Here is an 18,928-nt window from a genome sequence, read left to right as displayed (position 1 = left end):
ATGGAATTGGTGACCTCGCTACCTGCCGACACTCCGCTGCGGCAGGTAGCTGAGCACGTCCGACGCATCGAGAACCTTGGTTTCGACACGGTGCACATCTCCGAAACCATTCGTGATCCGTTTGCGGTGGCGGCCTTGGCCGTCGAGCACAGCAGTACTCTCACTGTCCGGACGTCGATGGTTGTCGCGTTTGCGCGCAGTCCCATGGTGACGGCTTTGGCTGCCTGGGATCTTGCGGGTTTCTCGGGTGGGCGATTTCAACTGGGGCTTGCGACGCAGGTGCGTGGGAACATCGTCGGGCGGTACTCGATGCCGTGGACGGATCCTGTTGCGCAACTGCGTGATTACGTCAGCGCTGTACGCGAGATCTTCCGAGTTTTTCAGGAGGGCGGTGAACTCGACCATGCCGGAACGCACTACACCTTCGACCGGCTGCAGCCCTACTTCAATCCGGGGCCGCTCGATGTTCCGGCTCCGGAGATCTGGACCGGGGGAGTGAACTTGCGCATGTGCTCACTGGCGGGAGCCGTCGCCGACGGTTTTGTTTCTCACCCCACCAGCTCCCATCCGAAGGTGCTCGCGGAGAGGATCATTCCATCGTTGACGGCAGGAGGAAGGAAGCCGCGACTGATTGCCGTTCCGAAGATGATCACCGGCAAAGATCCTGCCGCGATACTTGCTCAACGAGAAGCGGTGCGCAGTGAACTTGCCTTTCTCTACTCCACTCCGGCGTACCGAGTCGCGCTGGAGGTCCTCGGATTATCCGAGGTCGGGGAAGAACTGACAGTGATGGCGCGGGCAGGTGATTGGGCTCGACTACCTGCCGTCCTCACCGACGATGTTCTCGACAGGCTGGTCACGCAATGCACCTACGCCGAACTCCCCGAGGTGCTGAGTTCGAAATACGCGAGTCTCTGCGACGGCATTGCACTGGCGGTGCCGGCGAATCCCGCCGACGACCGCGTCTTCGCAGCGATGTGTGAGGAGATTCGAGCCGCCGCAGCGTCTGCCCCGTGACGTCCAGTCGGCGCGAACTACACTCTCGACATGGGGCGCGTCTACGAAGGCATCGATGAAAAGCTCACCACGTGGTTGCAGGCTCAACCGCTGTTCGTCGTTGCCACCGCACCGTTGTCTGCTGACGGGTTGGTCAATTGCTCACCCAAAGGGGGAGTCGGATCGTTTGTGGTGCTGACATCCACCCGGGTGGCGTACCTCGACCTCACCGGCAGCGGTGTGGAAACCATCGCGCACGTGCGCGAGAACTCGCGAATAACACTGATGTTCATGGCGTTTGACGGACCACCGAAGATCGTACGACTGCACGGTCACGGACACGTTCTGCTTGCAGGGTCGGAACCGTTCAACGAGCTTGTCGGTAGGTTCCCTGAGCACCCGGGGCTGCGGTCGATCGTCGTGGTCGATCTGACGCGCATTTCGGATTCGTGCGGATACGCAGTACCGCTGATGGACTACCAATCCGATCGTGACGTGCTCGACCGCGTAGCGGAGAAGAGGGGGCCGGAGCGGCTCATCGCCTATCGCGCCGAGAAGAACGCGAAGAGTGTGGACGGGTTGCCCGGTATCGACCTGGAGTGATACAAAATCGCGTCGCCGTGCGAAAGAGTGTGGGGCAGGTGATTCTGACATTGCCTGCCCCACGTCCTCGTTGTGCTGGTTACTTCGCCATGTCCTGGGCTGCTCGGTACGAGAAGACCATGGCCGTGCCGAGCGGAACGCCAGGACCGGGGTAGAAGCGGCCGCTCAGTGACGCGCTCGTGTTGCCGGCGGCGTACAGGCCGTCGATGGCGCTGCCGTCGGCACGCAGGACTCGACCGTTGACGTCGGTGACCAATCCGCCCTTGGTGCCGAGGTCACTGAGGACGATGCGGGCCGCGTAGAACGGACCGTTCTCGATCGCCGTCAGTGCCGCATTCGCGCCGCCGTTGGGTGGGCAGAAGAATGCGTCGTACGGGTCTTCGCCGCGATGGAACTCTTCGTCGACTCCCAGCTTTGCGGCATCGTTGAACTTTTCGACAGTACTGCGCAATGCGTCGGCCGGCAGTCCGGTCTTGGCGGCGAGTTCTTCGAGAGTGTCGGCGGCGACCCAGGTTCCGGCCTCGAGGTGCTTGGCAGGCGCCGTGTTCGGGATGCAGATGGCAGGCAGTCCGCCACCCTCGCGCGAGTCGAAGATCATGAACGACGGCACTGCAGAACCGTTGTCGTCGTGCGCATCCATGGCCCGGCCGAACTGGTCGTACGGGAGAGACTCGTTGAGGTAACGCTCGCCCGCGTTGTCGACGACGAGTCCGCCGCGAACGCCGACCATGAATGCGGCGCTGCCGTCCGGCTGCTCGACGCCGGGGCAGAACCACGCCTGATCGAGCAAAGCGGTTGCGCCACCGACAGCAATTCCGGCGGAGATCGCGTCACCGGTGTTGGCGCCGAAGGGACCCATACTCCAGATCGCTTTGCCGGGGGTGCCGGCCTGCTCACGCATCTCGGCGTTGCCTTCGATGCCGCCCGCTGCCATTAGCACACCGCGGTTCGCCTTGATTCGCTGGGTTTCGCCGCCGGATTCGACCTCGGCGCCGACAACCCGACCGTCTTCCACGATCAGGGAGGTGAGGATGGATTCGGTACGAAGTTCTGCGTTACCGGTGCTCTGGACTGCGGCCAGCAGTCGGCCGATCAGTGCGCGCCCACCGATCATCGGGCCGGGAGCATGATCCTGACCGGTGCGGTCTTGGTCGAGTTCCGGACGCACCTTGCCGGCGAGGTCACCGATGTCGGCGGGATCGAGATCGAGAGGGTTGATGGAGCGTCCCGTGTCCATCCGGCCTTCGGCCTTGTAGTAGTCGGGGAACGCACGGAACTCGAATTCGATGTGCGGGTTCTGCTCGAGTAGTGCGACGACATCGGGAGCGGTCTCGACATAGGCATCCTGGCGCTCGGACTCGGCGTCGCCGAGCAATGCGCGCAGATAGGTGCGTGCGTTCTCCGTCGAGTCGGGGAGTCCCGCACGTTCCTGTACTTGGGTTCCCGGCAGCCAGATGGATGCGCCCGAGTACGCGGAAGTTCCGCCGAAGCGATCGGTTTTCTCGAGGACGATCGTCGTCAATCCTCGAGCTGCCGCGGTGTATGCGCCGGTCAGCGCGCCGCCGCCGGAGCCGACTACCAACACGTCGCACTCGGTGGTCCAGTCCTGCATCATTGCGTCCTAACTCCAAGAGGGTGGGGTGTCCACGGAATACCGCACGGGGAGAGAAGGCCATGCCAGGTCCCACTGAGCGGGCAATATGCCGAGATGGGTGGTCGAGATGAGAGAATTGGCGAGGTCGTTCGCGACCGGGACACAGAATCGATGATGGGGGCGACGTTGCCGAGAATTGCCGAGGTCAGGGACGCTGCAGAGCCCAGTTCGGACGAGCAGCGGGCGCGCCATGTGCGGATGCTGGAAGCGGCAGCCGAATTGGGGACCGAGAAGGAACTCTCACGGGTACAGATGCACGAGGTCGCCAAGCGGGCGGGCGTGGCCATCGGCACTCTTTATCGCTATTTCCCCTCGAAGACGCACCTCTTCGTCGCTGTGATGGTCGAGCAGATCGACCAGATCGGTGCCAGCTTTGTCAGGCATCAGGTTCAGTCGGACAATCCGCAGGATGCGGTGTACGAGGTATTGGTTCGCGCGACTCGCGGGTTACTGCGTCGGCCGGCTCTCTCGACTGCGATGCTGCAGTCGTCCAGTACCGCCAACGTCGCGACGGTGCCGGACGTGGGAAAGATCGATCGCGGCTTCCGGCAGATCATTCTCGATGCGGCCAGGATCGAGAACCCCACCGAGGAAGACAACACCGGGTTGCGTCTGCTGATGCAGTTGTGGTTCGGGGTCATCCAATCGTGCCTCAACGGTCGAATCTCCATCCCCGATGCGGAGTACGACATCCGCAAGGGATGCGACCTGCTTCTGGTGAATCTCTCACGGCACTGACGTGACTTCGCCCCTCTCTGGGGTGGGTTCGTCATGTTCGCAAAATTGAAATCAATTCTATTTTTGAATCCGCATCAGTTGAGAGTTGATGTCAATCCGGACATTGCCCTGACATCATTAATAGAATAAATTACAGAAAATTAGACGGTGAGCCAGCTCACCGACCGAAAACTCCACGAAGGAGCGAACATCATGGGTCATGCAGTCATCGTCGAGGCCGCTCGGACACCGATCGGCCGTCGTCGCGGCGCCCTGGCGGGACTGCACCCCGCCGAGATTCTGGGAGCAGCGCAGCTCGGCGTTCTCGAACGGGCAGGCGTCGCACCGGAAGACATCGGACAGATCATCGGCGGCTGCGTCACCCAGGCAGGTGAGCAGTCCAACAACGTCACGCGGCAGGCGTGGCTGCACGCCGGATTGCCGTACAGCACCGCGGCAACCACTATCGACTGCGCCTGTGGATCCGCCCAGCAGGCAGTGCATTTGATTTCCGGCCTGATTTCGTCTGGTCAGATCTCGGCCGGTATCGGCTGCGGCGTCGAGGCTATGAGCCGTGTGTTCCTGGGTCAGGCAAACGCACCGGGAACGGGAAACCCGTACCCGGACGACTGGACCATCGACATGGGTGACCAGTTCACCTCCGCGCAGCGAATTGCCGAGAAGCGTGGGATCACGCGCGCCGACGTCGACGCGTTCGGTCTGGAATCGCAGCGCCGCGCAGCTAAGGCTTGGGCAGAAGGACGCTTCGACCGCGAGATCGTGCCCGTCAAGGCTCCCGTGGTGGACAAGGAAGGCGTGCCTACCGGTGAGATCGCCACTGTCACTCGCGACGGGGGACTGCGTGAGACGACGGCAGAAGCGCTGGCTGGGCTCAAGCCGGTCATCGAAGGCCATATCCACACCGCCGGCAACTCGTCGCAGATCAGTGATGGCGCGGCTGCGGTACTGCTGATGAGCGAAGAGCGCGCACAGGAACTGGGATTGAAGCCCCGCGCGCGGATCGTCGCGTCCGGCATGGTCGGATCCGATCCCTTCTATCACCTGGACGGGCCGATCGAGTCCACCCAGATGGTGCTCGACAAGGCCAAAATGACCTTGGACGACATCGATCTCGTCGAAATCAACGAAGCCTTTGCCTCGGTCGTGCTCTCCTGGGCGCAGGTTCATGGCGCAGACCTGTCCAAGGTCAACGTCAACGGTGGTGCGATCGCGCTCGGACATCCCGTCGGTTCCACGGGCGCTCGTCTGATCACCACTGCGCTGCACGAACTCGAGCGCTCGAACAAGTCGACGGCTCTGGTCACGATGTGCGCCGGTGGCGCTCTCTCGACCGCCACCATTATCGAACGCATCTGACCCGTACTGACACTGTCGAATTGACGAGGTAGACATGACTATTGGATTGAGTGAAGAAGATCGTGACCTCCGCGACTCCGTACGGGGCTGGGCGGCGCGTCACGCAACACCCACCGTCGTCCGTGAAGCCGTCGAGGCGAAGGTCGAAACTCGCCCCCAACTCTGGAACGGGCTTGCCGAGCAGGGGCTTCTCGGACTACACGTAGCCGAGGAATTCGGCGGCGCAGGATACGGATTGGTCGAACTCGCCATCGTCGTCGAGGAACTTGGACGCTCGATGGTTCCCGGACCGTTCCTGCCGACGGTAGTGGTCAGCGCTGTTCTCAGCGATGCCGGAGAAACGGACAGACTGCCGACGCTCGTGGATGGCAGCACGCTCGGAGCTGTTGCACTACAGCCGGGTTCGCTGAAGATCACCCGCGACGGCGACAACACCACCCTCAGCGGAACGTCCAGCCTTATTCTCGGCGGCCATGTCGCTGACCTGTTCCTCCTCGCGACGGACAGCGGATTCGTTCTGCTCGGACGTGACCGCCTCGAGGTCACGGACTTGGCCAGCTACGACGTCGTGCGTCGTAACTCCGAGGTCACCGTCGACGGTTTGGTGCTCACCGATTCCGAGATCCTCGCCATCGATACCCAGCGTGTACTGGACATTGCCGCAACACTGTTCGCGGCCGAGGCATCAGGCTTGGCCGACTGGGCAGTCACGACGTCGGCCGACTACGCGAAGGTGCGTCAGCAGTTCGGTCGCTCGATCGGCCAGTTCCAGGGTGTCAAGCACAAGGCTGCACGTATGCTCGCGCTTGCCGAACAGGCACGCGTCTGCGCTTGGGACGCTGCGCGTGCGCTGACTCCCGCCAACGGCGTCGGTGCCGAAGAGGCTTCTCTCGCAGCAGCCGTCGCCGGAGCCACGGCCCTCGAGGCTGGCTTCTCCGTCACGCGTGACTGCATCCAGGTGCTCGGCGGAATCGGCTACACGTGGGAGCACGACGCGCACCTGTACCTGCGCCGCGCGCAGTCCCTGCGAATTCTGCTGGGTTCCACGGCATCCTGGCGTCGTCGCGTTGCCGAGCTGACCATTGCCGGAACCCGTCGCGTGCTCAGCGTCGAGCTGCCGCCCGAGGCCGAGGCGATCCGAGCCGACGTCCGAGCCGAGCTCGCTCCTGCACTCGAACTCGAAGGCGCCGCCCAGAAAACGTATCTCGCGGAAAAGGGCTACACCGCACCGCACTTCACGGCTCCGTGGGGTAAATCCGCCGATGCCGTCAGCCAGCTGGTCATCGCCGAAGAGCTACGCGCTGCGATGATCAAGCCGCACGACATGATCATCGGCAACTGGGTCATCCCGACGCTCATCGCGCACGGCAACGAAGAGCAACTTGCCAAGTTCGTCCCGCCGTCACTGCGCGGCGACATCGTCTGGTGCCAGCTCTTCTCCGAGCCCGGCGCAGGTTCCGACCTCGCGGCGCTGAGTACAAAGGCCACCAAGGTCGACGGTGGCTGGAAGTTGCAGGGCCAGAAGGTGTGGACGTCGATGGCACGCGACGCGCACTGGGGAATCTGCCTCGCGCGCACCGACGCCGACGCACCCAAGCACAAGGGCCTGTCCTACTTCCTCATCGACATCAAGAACAGTGGCCTCGACATTCGTCCGCTGCGCGAGATCACCGGTGAAGCACTGTTCAACGAAGTCTTCTTCGACGACGTCTTCGTTCCCGACGAGTGCCTGGTCGGCGAGCCAGGCGACGGCTGGAAGCTCGCTCGCACCACGCTGGCCAACGAGCGTGTCTCGCTGTCCAACGACTCGTCGCTCGGATCGGGTGGCGAGGCTCTTCTGAGCCTGGTCGACGGACTGCCCGGTGGCATCGACGACGAGCAGCTGACCGTGCTCGGAAAGGTGCTGTGCGACGCGCAATCCGGTGGTCTGCTCGGTCTGCGCACCACGCTGCGCTCGCTCACCGGCGCGCAGCCGGGTGCCGAATCCTCGGTGGCGAAGCTGATCGGTGTCGAGCACATCCAGCAGGTCTGGGACGTGGCAATGGAGTGGGCCGGACCGAGTTCACTTCTGGGCGAACAGCATCGGATGTCTGCAACCCAGATGTTCTTGAACTCGCAGTGCATGTCCATCGCGGGTGGTACAACCAATGTTCAGCTCAACATCATCGGTGAGCGAATCCTGGGTCTGCCTCGCGACCCTGAACCGGGAAAGTGACCTGCACATGAGCAATCGCACCTTCGTCATCGGCGTCGGCATGACCAAGTTCGAGAAGATCGAGACCCGCGACTGGGAATACCCGGACATGGTGACCGAAGCCGTCTCGAATGCCCTGACCGATGCCGGGATCGGCTACGGCCAGATTCAGCGTGCTGCGGTCGGTTACGTGTTCAACGCGTCGACAGCAGGACAGCGAGCTCTCTACGAGACCGGTCTGACCGGCATTCCGATCTTCAACGTCAACAACAACTGCGCGACCGGCTCGACGGCGCTGATGATGGCGCGCGAGTGGGTCCAGGCCGGACAAGCCGAGTGCGCCTTGGCCGTCGGCTTCGAGAAGATGACCAAAACGGCGTTGACCGGTAACGGTGAGATGCCCAAGGTCACGACCTTGGACTCTCAGCTGAAGATCATGGTCGAGGATTACGGGTTCGCCCGATCGCCGATGACAGCTCAGCTGTTCGGTAACGCTGCCGTCGAGCACATGAAGAAGTACGGCACCACGGTCGAGCAGATCGCAGCGGTGGCGGTCAAGAATCACAAGCATTCGGTGAACAATCCGTACGCACAGTTCCGTGACGAGTACACCCTCGAACAGGTACTCGGCGACAAGATGATTCACGAGCCGCTGACACGTTCGCAGTGCTCGCCGACCTCGGACGGCGCCGGAGCCGCGATCGTCGTGAGCGAGAAGTTCGTGCGTGAGCACGGCCTCGAAGACCGGGCGATCGAAATCGTCGCACAGGCGTTGACCACTGACACCGAGGCAGCGTTCGCCGAGAAGTCGATGATCGACGTGGTCGGCGCGCCGATGACGGCAGCTGCGGCAGAGCAGGTCTTTGCGCAGGCCGGGATCACCATCGATGACGTCGACGTCATCGAACTGCACGACTGCTTCGCGATCAACGAGATCATCACCTACGAGGGCCTGGGGATGTGCGCGGTCGGAGAAGGCGGAAAGCTCGTCGAATCCGGCGCGACCACGTACGGCGGCCAGTGGGTCGTCAACCCGTCGGGTGGTTTGATCTCGAAGGGACACCCGCTGGGCGCGACGGGCTTGGCGCAGTGCGCCGAACTCACGTGGCAGCTCCGCGGGACCGCGGATGCGCGGCAGGTCGAAGGCGCTCGTATTGGCTTGCAACACAACCTCGGACTGGGCGGCGCGTGCGTCGTGACGGTCTACCGAGCCGGAACTTTGGAGAACTGATGGCTATCGATCTCGAGGTGGCGTTGGCCGCCGAACCGACTGTGCGCGAGGCGTCGTGGACCGATCGCGACGTCATGCTCTACCAATTGGGACTCGGGGCAGGGGCGAATGCTCTCGATCCCGCCGAACTGACCTGGGTGTACGAAAAGGGGCTGAAGGTACTCCCGACGTTTGCAATGGTTGCAGGCCAGGGAGTTTCGGCGGGTGTACTGCCCGCACCGTCGATGAGTATGCCGGGAATCGACATCGATCTGCGAAAGATCCTGCACGGTGGGCAGTCGCTGGCACTTCACGCGCCCATCCCGTCGACGGGTGCTGCCCGTATTTCCTCTCGGGTCGCCGATGTCTGGGACAAGGGTAAGGCAGCTGTGATCGTTCTCGAGACGGCGGCCGAGGACCTGGACGGGAATCCGTTATGGACCACCGGAATGCAGATCTGGGCGCGCGGCGAAGGTGGATTCGGCGGCAACGCCGGACCCGAAGTTGTTGCCGGGGTGCCTGATCGAGCGCCCGACAAGGTACTGACGTCGAGCACGAGTCCCTCACAGGCGCTGGTGTACCGACTCAGTGGAGACATGAACCCGCTGCACGCTGATCCCTCCTTCGCGAAGATGGCGGGCTTCGATGCACCGATTCTGCACGGCCTCGCGTCGTACGGCATCGTCTGCAAGGCCGTGGTAGACGGGATTCTCGACGGAGATCCGACGCGGGTGAAGAACTACTCGGTGCGGTTTGCCGGTTCGCTCTTCCCCGGCGAATCCATCACCACCTCGGTATGGCAGGACGGCAACACACTGACGTTGGCGGCGACGTGCCCCGAACGCGAGAACTCCCCGGTTCTCACGCACGCAACAATGGAGATCAACTGATGGACCTCGGTTCGCACCCCACAGCAGCGACACATCCGGGCGGCACGATTCTGACGTCGCCGCCGCAGGACGCCCCGGTCGACCGGGCCACGGCAGCAGCGCGTCGCGTTGTCGACGCGATGCTGCGCACCGACCGCGGAAACGCCAATTTGGACCGGGTTGCGGAGGAACTCAACAGCATTGCAGAGCATCTCGAACAGCACGCACCCGAGGTGGCCGAGCGGTTGATCGACATGTGGAACGGTGAGGGCGTGACTCGTCACGACCCCGTGACCGGCCCCGAGAACGCCATTGCGCCGCCGCTCGTTCTGGAAGGGCTCGCTGACGGGTCGGTGCAGGGAGTGGTCACGTTGACGCTGCCGTACCAGGGCCCTCCCGGCCATGTGCACGGCGGTGTTTCGGCGCTGCTGCTCGATCACGTTCTCGGCGTCGCGAACGCCTGGGGTGGAACTTCCGGCATGACAGCACAATTGAGCACTCGGTACCATCGCCCGACTCCGCTGTTCGAGCCCCTCACGATCAGCGGCAAATTCCTGTCCAAGGACGGCCGCAAGATTCACACCGTCGGTGAGATCAAAACTGCGGACGGCGAATTGTGTGTGTCGGTAGAGGGACTGTTCATCGACAAGACCGTGCCGCGCCCCAGGTAGGGGCTTCGCCCCCGTGCGCCTTTTTGGTAGTTGGAACTACCAAAAAGGCGCACAGGGGTTCTGACGAAGGAGGGCCCAGTGGGCAAGCTCGACGGACGTGTAGCAGTGGTCACCGGTGCCGGTATGGGCATCGGGCGCGGAGTGGCGGGCGCGTTCGCGCGTGAAGGCGCGTCGGTGTTGGTTGCCGAGATCGACGAGGCAGCGGGCCTCGAAACCACCCAGTGGTTGCGGGACGAATGGGGCGCGGAGGCGGAATTCGTCCGGACCGACGTCACTGACAAAGCTCAGGTTGTTGCCATGGTCGACAAGTCCGTCGAGCGGTTCGGACGCCTCGACATCCTGGTCAACAATGCTTGGCGGACTTTCGGTTTCGCTCGGCTCGAGAAGATGACCGACGAGCAATTGCGCGGCGGTTTCGACATGGCAGTGATGGCGGCATTCTGGGCGATGCAGGCTGCCCTGCCGGAACTGGAGCGTCACGGCACGGGCCGCGTGATCAACATGTGCAGCCTCAACGGCGTGAATGCTCACATGTACTCGGTGCAGTACAACGCGGCGAAGGAAGCATTGCGAACCCTGACTCGCACTGCTGCCCGCGAGTGGGCTCCCAAGCAGGTGAACTGCAACGTCATCTGTCCCGGTGCGCAGAGTGCGGCGTACAAGCGTGTCGCCGAAGCCAATCCGGAGAACGTGGCAGTGATGGCCGCACAGAACCCGATGGGGCGGATCGGCGATCCCCTCGACGACATCGGCCCCGTTGCGGCCTTCCTGGCAAGTGACGACAGCCGTTACGTCACCGGCAACACCCTCTTCGTCGACGGTGGTGGGCACATCAACGGCGTGCAGTGGGCGCCGACCGTCGACTGATCGACGGCGACTCGGCCGGTGTATCCGGCATCTATTTGGCCGTGAACCCGGCGTCGACCGGCAACGCGATACCTGTGACGTATCGAGCCTGATCCGAAACCAGCCAGGCTATCGCGTTGCTGACGTCGGCAGCTTCGATCAACTCGACGTTCAAGAGGTTGCCCACGTCGGCTCCGCTCGATGTCGGGGAGTCCGCAAACAGCTTCGCGACCGCGTCGTTGACGACCATCGGTGTATTCGCGCCAGTCGGGTGCACGGAGTTGACACGAATATTGTGGGGAGCAAGCCAGTGCGACCACGTGCGCCCAAGCCCCACGATGGCGTGTTTACTCGCGCAGTAGCCGTCGGATCCGCCGGTGCCGTCACCTCCACGACCGACAAGTCCCAGAGTTGATCCGGTAAGGACTATTGCGCCACCTGTACCTTGTTCGATCATCGCGGGCGCTGCGGCCTGGACGGTATTCCAGACGCCGAATAGGTTGACCTCCATCTGGTCGCGGAAGGCGCGAGCATCGTCGATATCCGGGGACATCATGCCGATACCGGCGTTGGCCAGGACGATGTCGACGCTGCCCAGCTCCGCAATTCCTTCGGATACCGCAGTTCGCAGTGCGGACAGATCGCGAACATCCACTTCTCGCGCGACGATACTTCGTCCCAGGTTCTCGACCGCTGCTGTTGTCTGCCGCAAATCGTCGGCGGTTCCCATCGGGTAGGCCACCGATTCGATCTGACGGCAGATGTCGAGCGCAATGATGTTCGCGCCCTCCTGCGCCAATCGCACGGCGTGGCTCCTGCCCTGACCTCGGGCGGCCCCGGTGATCAGTGCGGTTTTGCCTTCCAACTGTCCGGGCATGCGTGCTCCGTCCGTCGTGAATCATGATTCCTCGGTCATGAGTACTGACCCGAGGGGACGGCGAAATTCGTCGCCGGCGACGTAGTCTGAGTTCAGTTACAGCGGGAACTCGCTTCGGAAGAGAAGAGGCTCGGGATGTCCGATTGGGTGAAGAAGGTCGAAGCTGAAGCCAAAGGGCTCCTCGCCGAGGCGGAAGAAGAGCTGACCGTCCTTGAAGGTGTCGACACCATAGATCCGCTTGCCGACGACGATCCGGCACCAGAAGACGGCACCAAGCCGACGTCAGACTGACCCTGCGACCCGTCGGCGCGCCTCGACACCGCTCGGTATCTCAGAACGGTGGCGGGTCGTCCCCGTAGTCGTTGGGTTCTCGGCGGGCTCGCGGTGATTTCCGCCGCTTGTATTGAACGTGCTCCTCTGCTCGTTTCTGTATCCGTCGGCGCTGGCGATTGCGTTCACTCTGGATACGGGCAGCTTTGTTCTCCGCCTGGGTCCGCCGATTTCGACCGCCCTGGGGCGGTGTCGGTTCGTGCGATCCAGCCATCAATCCTGCGGGTCGCGTTCGGTAACAATGCCCGGTCGGCGACGTCAGCGACATGGTCCGATCCTCGTTCGACGTGAACCGCCACCGGTCGGAATGCTTGAGGCGATGATGGTTGCGGCAGAACGCACTCATATTCGACGCGACCGTTTTACCGCCGCATTCGGGGTCGCCGTGATGGAACGGTTCATTGTGGTCCAGATCGGAATTCCAGGCCGGGACATCACAATGCAGCCATTGGCAGCTGCCCGCGATGATCCGTAACCAGGTATCGAGAACGGCGCCCGGCCGGTAGACGCGCGCCGAAGCAGGCACCGGCTCTGCGACGTCATCAGCAGGTGCTCGGACGTTTCGAATTACGGCGCCACGGGCGATATCGCGAGCATGCTCAGCGCTGATCACCCCGTACCCGTCGAGGTGGGCGGGCTCGCCGCCACCGTGCAGAGTGGAATCAGTCATCACGACGTGAACCACGGGCCGACGAACGACAACACCACCGCTACGATCCTGCGGGCAATCAGCTCGGCCACAGTTGCACGGCAAGAATTGTGATCCGTTGGTCAACTCGAAGAGCGCGTCGGCTCGTCGCTGCTCGTACGTTCGAGAGTCGTTTCGGCATACCGACACTGCCAACTCGCGTAGTCGGCCGTCGAATGCCCGAGCCTGCTCTGCCGGAACGCTTCCCAAGATCTTTGCCATCCCGTCCTCGGCAGCGCTGACTCCGACGAACCGATCGGTGAGAGCACGGCGTCGGCGTTCTCGCATACCTTCCGGGTCCACCATCGCCACGATCCGATCGATCGCCGCTGTCAGTCGTCTTCCCGTCAAGCCCGTTCCGCCTGCTACTGGTGGGGCGAGAACCTGCTCGAGCAGTAGTCGTTCCACCTCGTCGATCAATTCGTCTTTCACGTTCGCGGTCGCGGAATCGATCAAACCAACTCGGTACAGATCCAACTCGCCACGCGCCATCGCCGCGCGAGTGCGATGCAGACGAGTCTTTAACGAGAACCCCAACCCGATCAGCTTGCCGGCAGCCGCGCGACCCATCGTCAGTGACGCACCGACTTCCGACTCCGCCAACTCGTGTGCGGTCGACGACCACGCACCACTGGCGACGTGCTCCGAGCTTCGCCGCGAAAAGAACTCGGCAATCACAGCGAGCTTGCGTTCGACCAGCATCGCCTCGCATGCATGCAGATCGGTCATGAGATCAACCAGCGCACAATCAGTTTCGGTACCGGTCAGCTGTGCTGAGATACCGAAGAGCTCTGTTGTCGGGTTGAACATGCACCCATTATATTCGAATGTGTGTTCGATGTGAACTGAATTCTCAAATCAGTCGGAATAGTCCGAATCGGCCGAAATGCTTATTGTGCTTGCGTTTTGGATCCTGTTCATTCGAAACTCGAACATGATCGTCGTGCCACTGTGTAAGTATCGGCTTGTGGCAGACAACGCGAACGCGGTGAAACTCAGTGAACAGTCGCTTGTGCTCTTCATGGACTATGGACAGTTTTACATATACGGCGACGACGACGGTTTCGGGAGGGAAACGGACCTGCTCGAACTCGCGATGGCTTCGCGCCCTGCGTACAGTGACGGCACAGTTGTGATTGTCCTGAGCCCGCACCAGAACAACTTCAACATGCATACAACGGTCGAAGTCTGGTCCTCCCGACCCACATCCGATCGCGAGAAATGGCAGCAGGTCAGTGAGTCGTTTCTGACGGTTGGTCCGCAGGGGTCAATCAGCTTTGATTCACCTCCGGGTGGGGAGTTCATTGTCTGTGATGTACCCGAGGGGTCATATCTGGTCGAGATTGCCGGCCGCGGTTTTGTAAACTACGGCTGGCCCGGATCGACGGAACCCGGAGATGTTTGGCGGGTGCGTATGTGGCCTGCAGGTGGTGACGAGGTGCGGCCATCGCTGCAGTGGGACATGCCGGGATATGGCGTTCCTGTGGACGAACCGATACCTGAACCGATTCCTCGTCCACAACGGGACATCGAGTCGAAATGGATAACGATTTACGGCGAGAACGGCGAGCCGTCCAGGGTTGTGCAAATCAGTGACCTCCGCGCCGAAGCTGCTGAACGAGAGCGGCAGGAGTGGGGAGGAGATCCGATGCCTGAACTCGAACGATTCCAGTCCGGCAAAGAACTAGCTCGTATGGACCGACCACTTGCCGAAGCGGTCGTCCGCATGAACGTCGCGACTCTTCGTCGACTCGCGTTTTGGGCCGCTGTGCAGGCGTATGAGCATGCGGGATTAGCCGACAGGGATTGGGTTCGTCCGGCCCTCAACGCTATGCATGTGGGACAACAACTTCCGGAACCCTTCGGAAATCGCACAACGGCATTCGAGCACCTACACGAGGAGGAATTCGGTGCGGGGACCGACAATGTGGAGTTGGAAGTCAAGATCGAGATAGTGGACCATTCGTCGCAACCGGAGTCCAATCCGTTCGATCACGGGAATATTCATGTCCCGTCCTACGCTCTCAATGCGATTTTCGACGCGATCGAATCGGACCCGTTGACCGCAGCGGTCAATGCATTGGGAACGGCAGCAGTCACGTTCGGGAAGGATATCCGCATGTTGTTCGCGAGAGCGCGAGTTGAATTCGACCTCGCAGACTGAACCCCAAATTATTCAAGGGACCTTCGTAGTGCGGTGAGCGGATCCGAGGCATCTCGACGCCCACGCGGACCAGGCCCTTCGGGGTTGACGAAGCGGCCCTCGTCCGAGCGAGTCCACTCGCGTACGGCCCATCTCTCCTTGATCGCCCAACGGCCGTCGCGCCGCTCCATGTGGTCGATGAACCGCGCACCACTGGTGAAGTTGATCATTCCGATGTCTTCGGGCCCGCCCCAGTGTGTGGACATCGAATATGCCTCGCTGATCGCGTGGTCGCCGTGCAGTTCGACCAGGTGGTTGCCGATGTGGTGCATCGTGCCGCCGATCGCGGAGAGTTTTGTTGTGGCCCAGGCGATGTACTCGTCGATGGTGCCGTCGAATCCGGTGTGATGGTCGATCGCGTCCGGGTGGTAGGCGCTGCGGACGAGATCGAAGTCGAGGCGATCGATGCCGCGGCAGTACGTCAGAACCACCTCACGAATTGCCTGCTTGTCGATGAGATCCTGCAGTGCCCGGTCCATGTCATGCCTCCTTGATGCTGGTTATCCAGTCGAGTAGTTCTGGTAGTTCTTCGGCAGCGCAATCGAATACGGCAGGTCGAAAAACGACGACGGACGCGCCGCGGGCGAACCAGTCCCGGGTCTTGTCTGCGGTTGCCGAGAGGTCGACGGACCCGTTGTCGCGTCGACCTCTCGGCAACCGCAGACACTTGCACGCGCGCCGACTCCGGGTCACGTTGGTGGGCTTCGAACGTGTTGCGCAACAGTGCAACACTGTCGGTGAACGTTCCCAGATCGGTCGGGTTCACGGTCCAGCCGTCGGCGACGCGTGCGATGCGGTCGAAGTTCCGCCGGCTTGGTCCGAAACCGAAGAGCACCGGTACGCGATTTTGGATCGGCAGCGGGAGGCTGTGGTAGTTCTCGAAGGCGAAGTCGCGTCCCTTGAAGGTGGCCGGAGCATTGGTCCACAGTTCGCGACACGCTGCGACAGCCTCCTCCATGCGCCCGAATCGCGCGTCGAAAGGCATGTTGGTAGCGGTGTATTCGGCTTCTTGCCAACCGACGCCGAAACCCATGACGGCTCGACCTTCGGACAATGAGTCGAGAGTTGCAACCTGTTTGGCAAGCAGGGCGGCTGGGCGAACAGTGGCGATCAGAACCGATACTCCGAGGCGAGCGCGTTCGGTCACTGCGGCGATCGAGGAAAGAGGTGAAATCGGTTCGTACCAAGGGTGATCCAACGGGAACAAGAAGTTGTGTTCGGCTACCCGCTGAGCGTGTGCTTCGGCATTGAACCCGAGATGATCGCCGGTGCAGATCAGATCGATCCCGGCACGGTCAGCACGCGCGGCGAAGTCCAGAACCGGGCGAATCTTGCCGTCGAACAGGGCCTCGAGGCCCAAGATGTTGACGCCGATTTCCACAGTCGTCGTTCCTCTACAGTGCCCGCTTGGCATGCGCGGACATCTCGCCCATGTTGTCCAGACAGAAGAGTCTCGAGCTGAACTGCCACGACCCGTCGACGCAGGTGAAGCGATCGAAGTAGCGCCCCGCCAGAATAGGTTGCAGGGCAAGATTTTCGGTACCTTGGATGACCGTGACGTACGAGAGTGCCGTCGCTGATTCACCGTCGACCGCGATTCGCGTGTTGGTCAGCAGATGTTTGGTTCGTGGAACCGGCGGATCACCGTACATTCGAATGAAGCCGCTGCAGGCTGCGAACACTGCGTCGGCGTCGGACGAAATGAGCGTGATGGCAACCCCGTCCGGCCCGCACTGCCCGTAGTCGGACGAGGCGAACAATGCAGCGACTTCACGCAATCGGCCCTGATCGATCAGATGCGTGTACTCGCAGAGCAGGTCACGGATCGCCGACTCGGCGACGATCCGTGACAGCTCCGTGGTCATACGGTGATCTCGCGCCGAACCATCTTGCCGGTTGCATTGCGAGGCAGCAGATCGCTGGTGATGCGCCACTTCGACGGCACCTTGAAATAGGACAGTCGCTCGGCGGCGTAATCACGCAGCTCCGCCTCCGTTGTGGCGGCTCCGGGACGCAGGACAACCACGGCGGACACTTCCTGGCCGAGGTCGGGGTGCGGCATGCCGATGACAGCGCACTCGATCACGTCGGGGTGTTCGTCGAGCGTCTGCTCGATCTCGGTGGGGTAGACGTTCTCGCCGCCGCGCAGGATCAGGTCGGAACGGCGACCGGTGAGACGGAGACGCCCGTTTTCGATGACGCCGAAATCGCCGGTGCGGAGCCAGCGTCCGGGGGCAATTGCCGACTCGGTCGCCTCGTCGTTCTCCCAGTATCCGAGCATGACGAAGGGGCTGCGTACGCACACTTCACCTTCGATGCCGTCCGGCAGCCATTCGCCGAAGGGATCGCGAATCTCCATCGAGACGGTGATGATCGGACGCCCGAGAGTGCCTGGGAACTCTTCGAGTTCGGCGCCGACGGCGACCGCAATGGCGGTGCTGCATTCGGTGAGGCCGTAGCTGTCGACCAGAGCATTGCGTGCGAACGGCACCTGCTCCTTGAGGCGTTCCTTGAACGCGGGCGACGACGGCGCGGATGCCAGTGAGAATGCAGTCAACGAAGAGACGTCGTACTTGGCGATGTTGCCGTGCTCGAGTAGCCGCGATGCCATCGTGGGGACAGCACCCCAGTTGGTGACGCGCTCGCGTTCGACCAACCCGAGCACCTTGTCGACGTCGAAGCCGCCCTCGGTCAGGATGACGGCACTGCCCGTCGCGAGACGGGGGACCACCAGATTGTGCAGGCTGGCGATGTGGAAGAGCGGGGAGGTGAGTAGATAACGCAGTGGGCTCGGCTTGGAAGCGTCGTACTCACGGCCGGTGAATGCCGCGCCGATCGCGTCGCTGTACTTGTGGTAGTCGACGACGGCCATCACGTTGCGGTGCGAATGGAGTGCGCCCTTGGGGCGGCCGCTGGTACCACTGGTGAACAAGATGACGGCGGGGTCGTCCTCGTCGATGTCGGTGCTCGGCACGTCGGAGCCTGCATATTCCGCGATGAGCGCGGGCAGATCCTCTTCCATGGTGAGGACCGTGATGTCTGCCGGCAGTTCGGGGAGGGCGGCGCCGCGCTTGGCGTCCACGACCAGAACCTTCGGACGTGAGAGCTCGATCCCGTGGGTGACCTCGCGCGGAACCCACCAACCGTTGAGACCGACTGCGATCGCGCCGAGCGCCTGCGTCGCGAAGAACGTCATGACCCATTCGGGAGTGTTGGCAGCGAGGATGCCCACACGGTCGCCCTTGCGGACTCCGTACTTGTCCCGCAGAGCAGTTGCCAGCGCGGCAACGGAATCGGCATGCTCGGTGAACGAGATTCGACGATCGCTGGTGACGAGATAGTCGCCGTCGCCCCAGGCGCGAGATGCCGAGATCAGTTCACCGATGGCGTGACCGCGGTTCTTCATCACAGGCATGACGGTGCCGAGAACCTCTTCTTCGACGATCTCGAATGGCCCACCTGGACCGGTGAGGCGTGAGACCGCCTGGTCCAGAAGCAACTGCGGATCTGCGGGGGCAGTCATGGAATGGCCTTTCGTATTGTGGCGCTTTTCACGTCACAAAATCTCACGAGAAAATCATATCTGTGGCGGCGGTTACCACTGAGCGAGACTGGGACCGTTCCGGCTCTGAGGCGTCGATACGTTCGAGTCGTATCGCAGTTGGAGTAATCGACATTCCGATATCGACTAGG

18 protein-coding genes are annotated in these 18,928 nt (G+C 62.2%); 11 read left to right on the top strand and 7 right to left on the bottom strand.

Annotated elements, in window-relative coordinates; translation table 11 throughout:
- A complete protein-coding gene (locus ACBG85_RS24245; RefSeq protein ID WP_058037665.1) occupies window positions 1-1,017 on the top strand; it encodes a TIGR03617 family F420-dependent LLM class oxidoreductase in 1,017 nt (338 codons plus the stop codon).
- A 30-nt stretch (window positions 1,018-1,047) separates the two neighbouring features.
- Window positions 1,048-1,599 (top strand): pyridoxamine 5'-phosphate oxidase family protein, encoded by a 552-nt coding sequence (locus ACBG85_RS24240; RefSeq protein WP_073512548.1) that lies wholly within the window; start codon window positions 1,048-1,050, stop codon window positions 1,597-1,599.
- Window positions 1,600-1,678: 79 nt separating this feature from the next.
- Here ACBG85_RS24240 and ACBG85_RS24235 read toward each other — a convergent pair whose 3' ends face one another.
- Window positions 1,679-3,211 (bottom strand): FAD-dependent oxidoreductase, encoded by a 1,533-nt coding sequence (locus ACBG85_RS24235; RefSeq protein WP_037128865.1) that lies wholly within the window; start codon window positions 3,209-3,211, stop codon window positions 1,679-1,681.
- A gap of 153 nt (window positions 3,212-3,364) precedes the next feature.
- On the opposite strand from ACBG85_RS24235, the gene ACBG85_RS24230 reads away from it, so the two are divergent.
- From ACBG85_RS24230 to ACBG85_RS24200, 7 genes are all read left to right on the top strand, one after another.
- Complete coding sequence (locus ACBG85_RS24230; protein WP_064688118.1) at window positions 3,365-3,991, top strand: TetR family transcriptional regulator; 627 nt, start codon at window positions 3,365-3,367, stop codon at window positions 3,989-3,991.
- Between the two features lie 192 nt (window positions 3,992-4,183).
- Window positions 4,184-5,347 carry a steroid 3-ketoacyl-CoA thiolase gene (locus tag ACBG85_RS24225; protein WP_064688117.1) on the top strand — a complete coding sequence of 388 codons (1,164 nt, stop codon included), beginning with the start codon at window positions 4,184-4,186 and terminating at the stop codon, window positions 5,345-5,347.
- 34 nt (window positions 5,348-5,381) lie between these two features.
- Window positions 5,382-7,562, top strand: coding sequence for an acyl-CoA dehydrogenase (locus ACBG85_RS24220; RefSeq protein WP_372025164.1), 2,181 nt, complete (start codon window positions 5,382-5,384; stop codon window positions 7,560-7,562).
- 7 nt (window positions 7,563-7,569) lie between these two features.
- A complete protein-coding gene (locus ACBG85_RS24215) occupies window positions 7,570-8,772 on the top strand; it encodes a lipid-transfer protein (protein ID WP_003940027.1) in 1,203 nt (400 codons plus the stop codon).
- Window positions 8,772-9,641, top strand: a complete 870-nt coding sequence (locus tag ACBG85_RS24210; RefSeq protein ID WP_030536989.1) for a MaoC/PaaZ C-terminal domain-containing protein — start codon at window positions 8,772-8,774, stop codon at window positions 9,639-9,641. The genes ACBG85_RS24215 and ACBG85_RS24210 overlap by 1 nt, the downstream gene beginning before the upstream one ends.
- Complete coding sequence (locus ACBG85_RS24205; RefSeq protein WP_372025162.1) at window positions 9,641-10,291, top strand: PaaI family thioesterase; 651 nt, start codon at window positions 9,641-9,643, stop codon at window positions 10,289-10,291. The genes ACBG85_RS24210 and ACBG85_RS24205 overlap by 1 nt, the downstream gene beginning before the upstream one ends.
- Before the next feature lie 78 nt (window positions 10,292-10,369).
- Window positions 10,370-11,158, top strand: a complete 789-nt coding sequence (locus ACBG85_RS24200) for an SDR family NAD(P)-dependent oxidoreductase (protein WP_007732675.1) — start codon at window positions 10,370-10,372, stop codon at window positions 11,156-11,158.
- Between the two features lie 31 nt (window positions 11,159-11,189).
- On the opposite strand, the gene ACBG85_RS24195 is transcribed toward ACBG85_RS24200, so the two are convergent.
- Entirely contained in the window at window positions 11,190-12,014 is an 825-nt protein-coding gene (locus ACBG85_RS24195; protein WP_003940537.1) for a mycofactocin-coupled SDR family oxidoreductase, read from the bottom strand.
- 135 nt (window positions 12,015-12,149) lie between these two features.
- On the opposite strand from ACBG85_RS24195, the gene ACBG85_RS24190 reads away from it, so the two are divergent.
- Window positions 12,150-12,305 carry a hypothetical protein gene (locus ACBG85_RS24190; RefSeq protein ID WP_003940615.1) on the top strand — a complete coding sequence of 52 codons (156 nt, stop codon included), beginning with the start codon at window positions 12,150-12,152 and terminating at the stop codon, window positions 12,303-12,305.
- A 40-nt stretch (window positions 12,306-12,345) separates the two neighbouring features.
- Here ACBG85_RS24190 and ACBG85_RS24185 read toward each other — a convergent pair whose 3' ends face one another.
- Window positions 12,346-13,842: a DUF222 domain-containing protein gene (locus ACBG85_RS24185; RefSeq protein WP_054781179.1), complete on the bottom strand. Its 1,497-nt coding sequence runs from the start codon at window positions 13,840-13,842 to the stop codon at window positions 12,346-12,348.
- 838 nt (window positions 13,843-14,680) lie between these two features.
- Here ACBG85_RS24185 and ACBG85_RS24180 point away from each other — a divergent pair.
- Complete coding sequence (locus tag ACBG85_RS24180; protein WP_232329918.1) at window positions 14,681-15,196, top strand: hypothetical protein; 516 nt, start codon at window positions 14,681-14,683, stop codon at window positions 15,194-15,196.
- 8 nt (window positions 15,197-15,204) lie between these two features.
- Here ACBG85_RS24180 and ACBG85_RS24175 read toward each other — a convergent pair whose 3' ends face one another.
- From ACBG85_RS24175 to ACBG85_RS24160, 4 genes are read right to left on the bottom strand one after another with little or no spacing between them, the layout of a single operon-like run.
- Window positions 15,205-15,714 (bottom strand): nuclear transport factor 2 family protein, encoded by a 510-nt coding sequence (locus ACBG85_RS24175; protein ID WP_054187458.1) that lies wholly within the window; start codon window positions 15,712-15,714, stop codon window positions 15,205-15,207.
- Window positions 15,657-16,616, bottom strand: a complete 960-nt coding sequence (locus ACBG85_RS24170; RefSeq protein ID WP_372025159.1) for a TIGR03619 family F420-dependent LLM class oxidoreductase — start codon at window positions 16,614-16,616, stop codon at window positions 15,657-15,659. Before ACBG85_RS24170 ends, ACBG85_RS24175 begins: the two co-directional genes overlap by 58 nt.
- A 13-nt stretch (window positions 16,617-16,629) precedes the next feature.
- Entirely contained in the window at window positions 16,630-17,100 is a 471-nt protein-coding gene (locus ACBG85_RS24165; RefSeq protein ID WP_042448401.1) for a nuclear transport factor 2 family protein, read from the bottom strand.
- Window positions 17,097-18,758, bottom strand: coding sequence for a class I adenylate-forming enzyme family protein (locus tag ACBG85_RS24160; RefSeq protein WP_007732670.1), 1,662 nt, complete (start codon window positions 18,756-18,758; stop codon window positions 17,097-17,099). The genes ACBG85_RS24165 and ACBG85_RS24160 overlap by 4 nt, the downstream gene beginning before the upstream one ends.
- Between the last annotated feature and the right edge of the window lie 170 nt (window positions 18,759-18,928).

The sequence above is a fragment of the Rhodococcus sp. NyZ502 genome, assembly GCF_041464245.1.
Classification (GTDB): Bacteria; Actinomycetota; Actinomycetes; order Mycobacteriales; family Mycobacteriaceae; genus Rhodococcus_F; species Rhodococcus_F qingshengii.
Note: the sequence above shows the minus strand (reverse complement) of the source record. Positions and strands in the feature narration are given on the sequence as shown.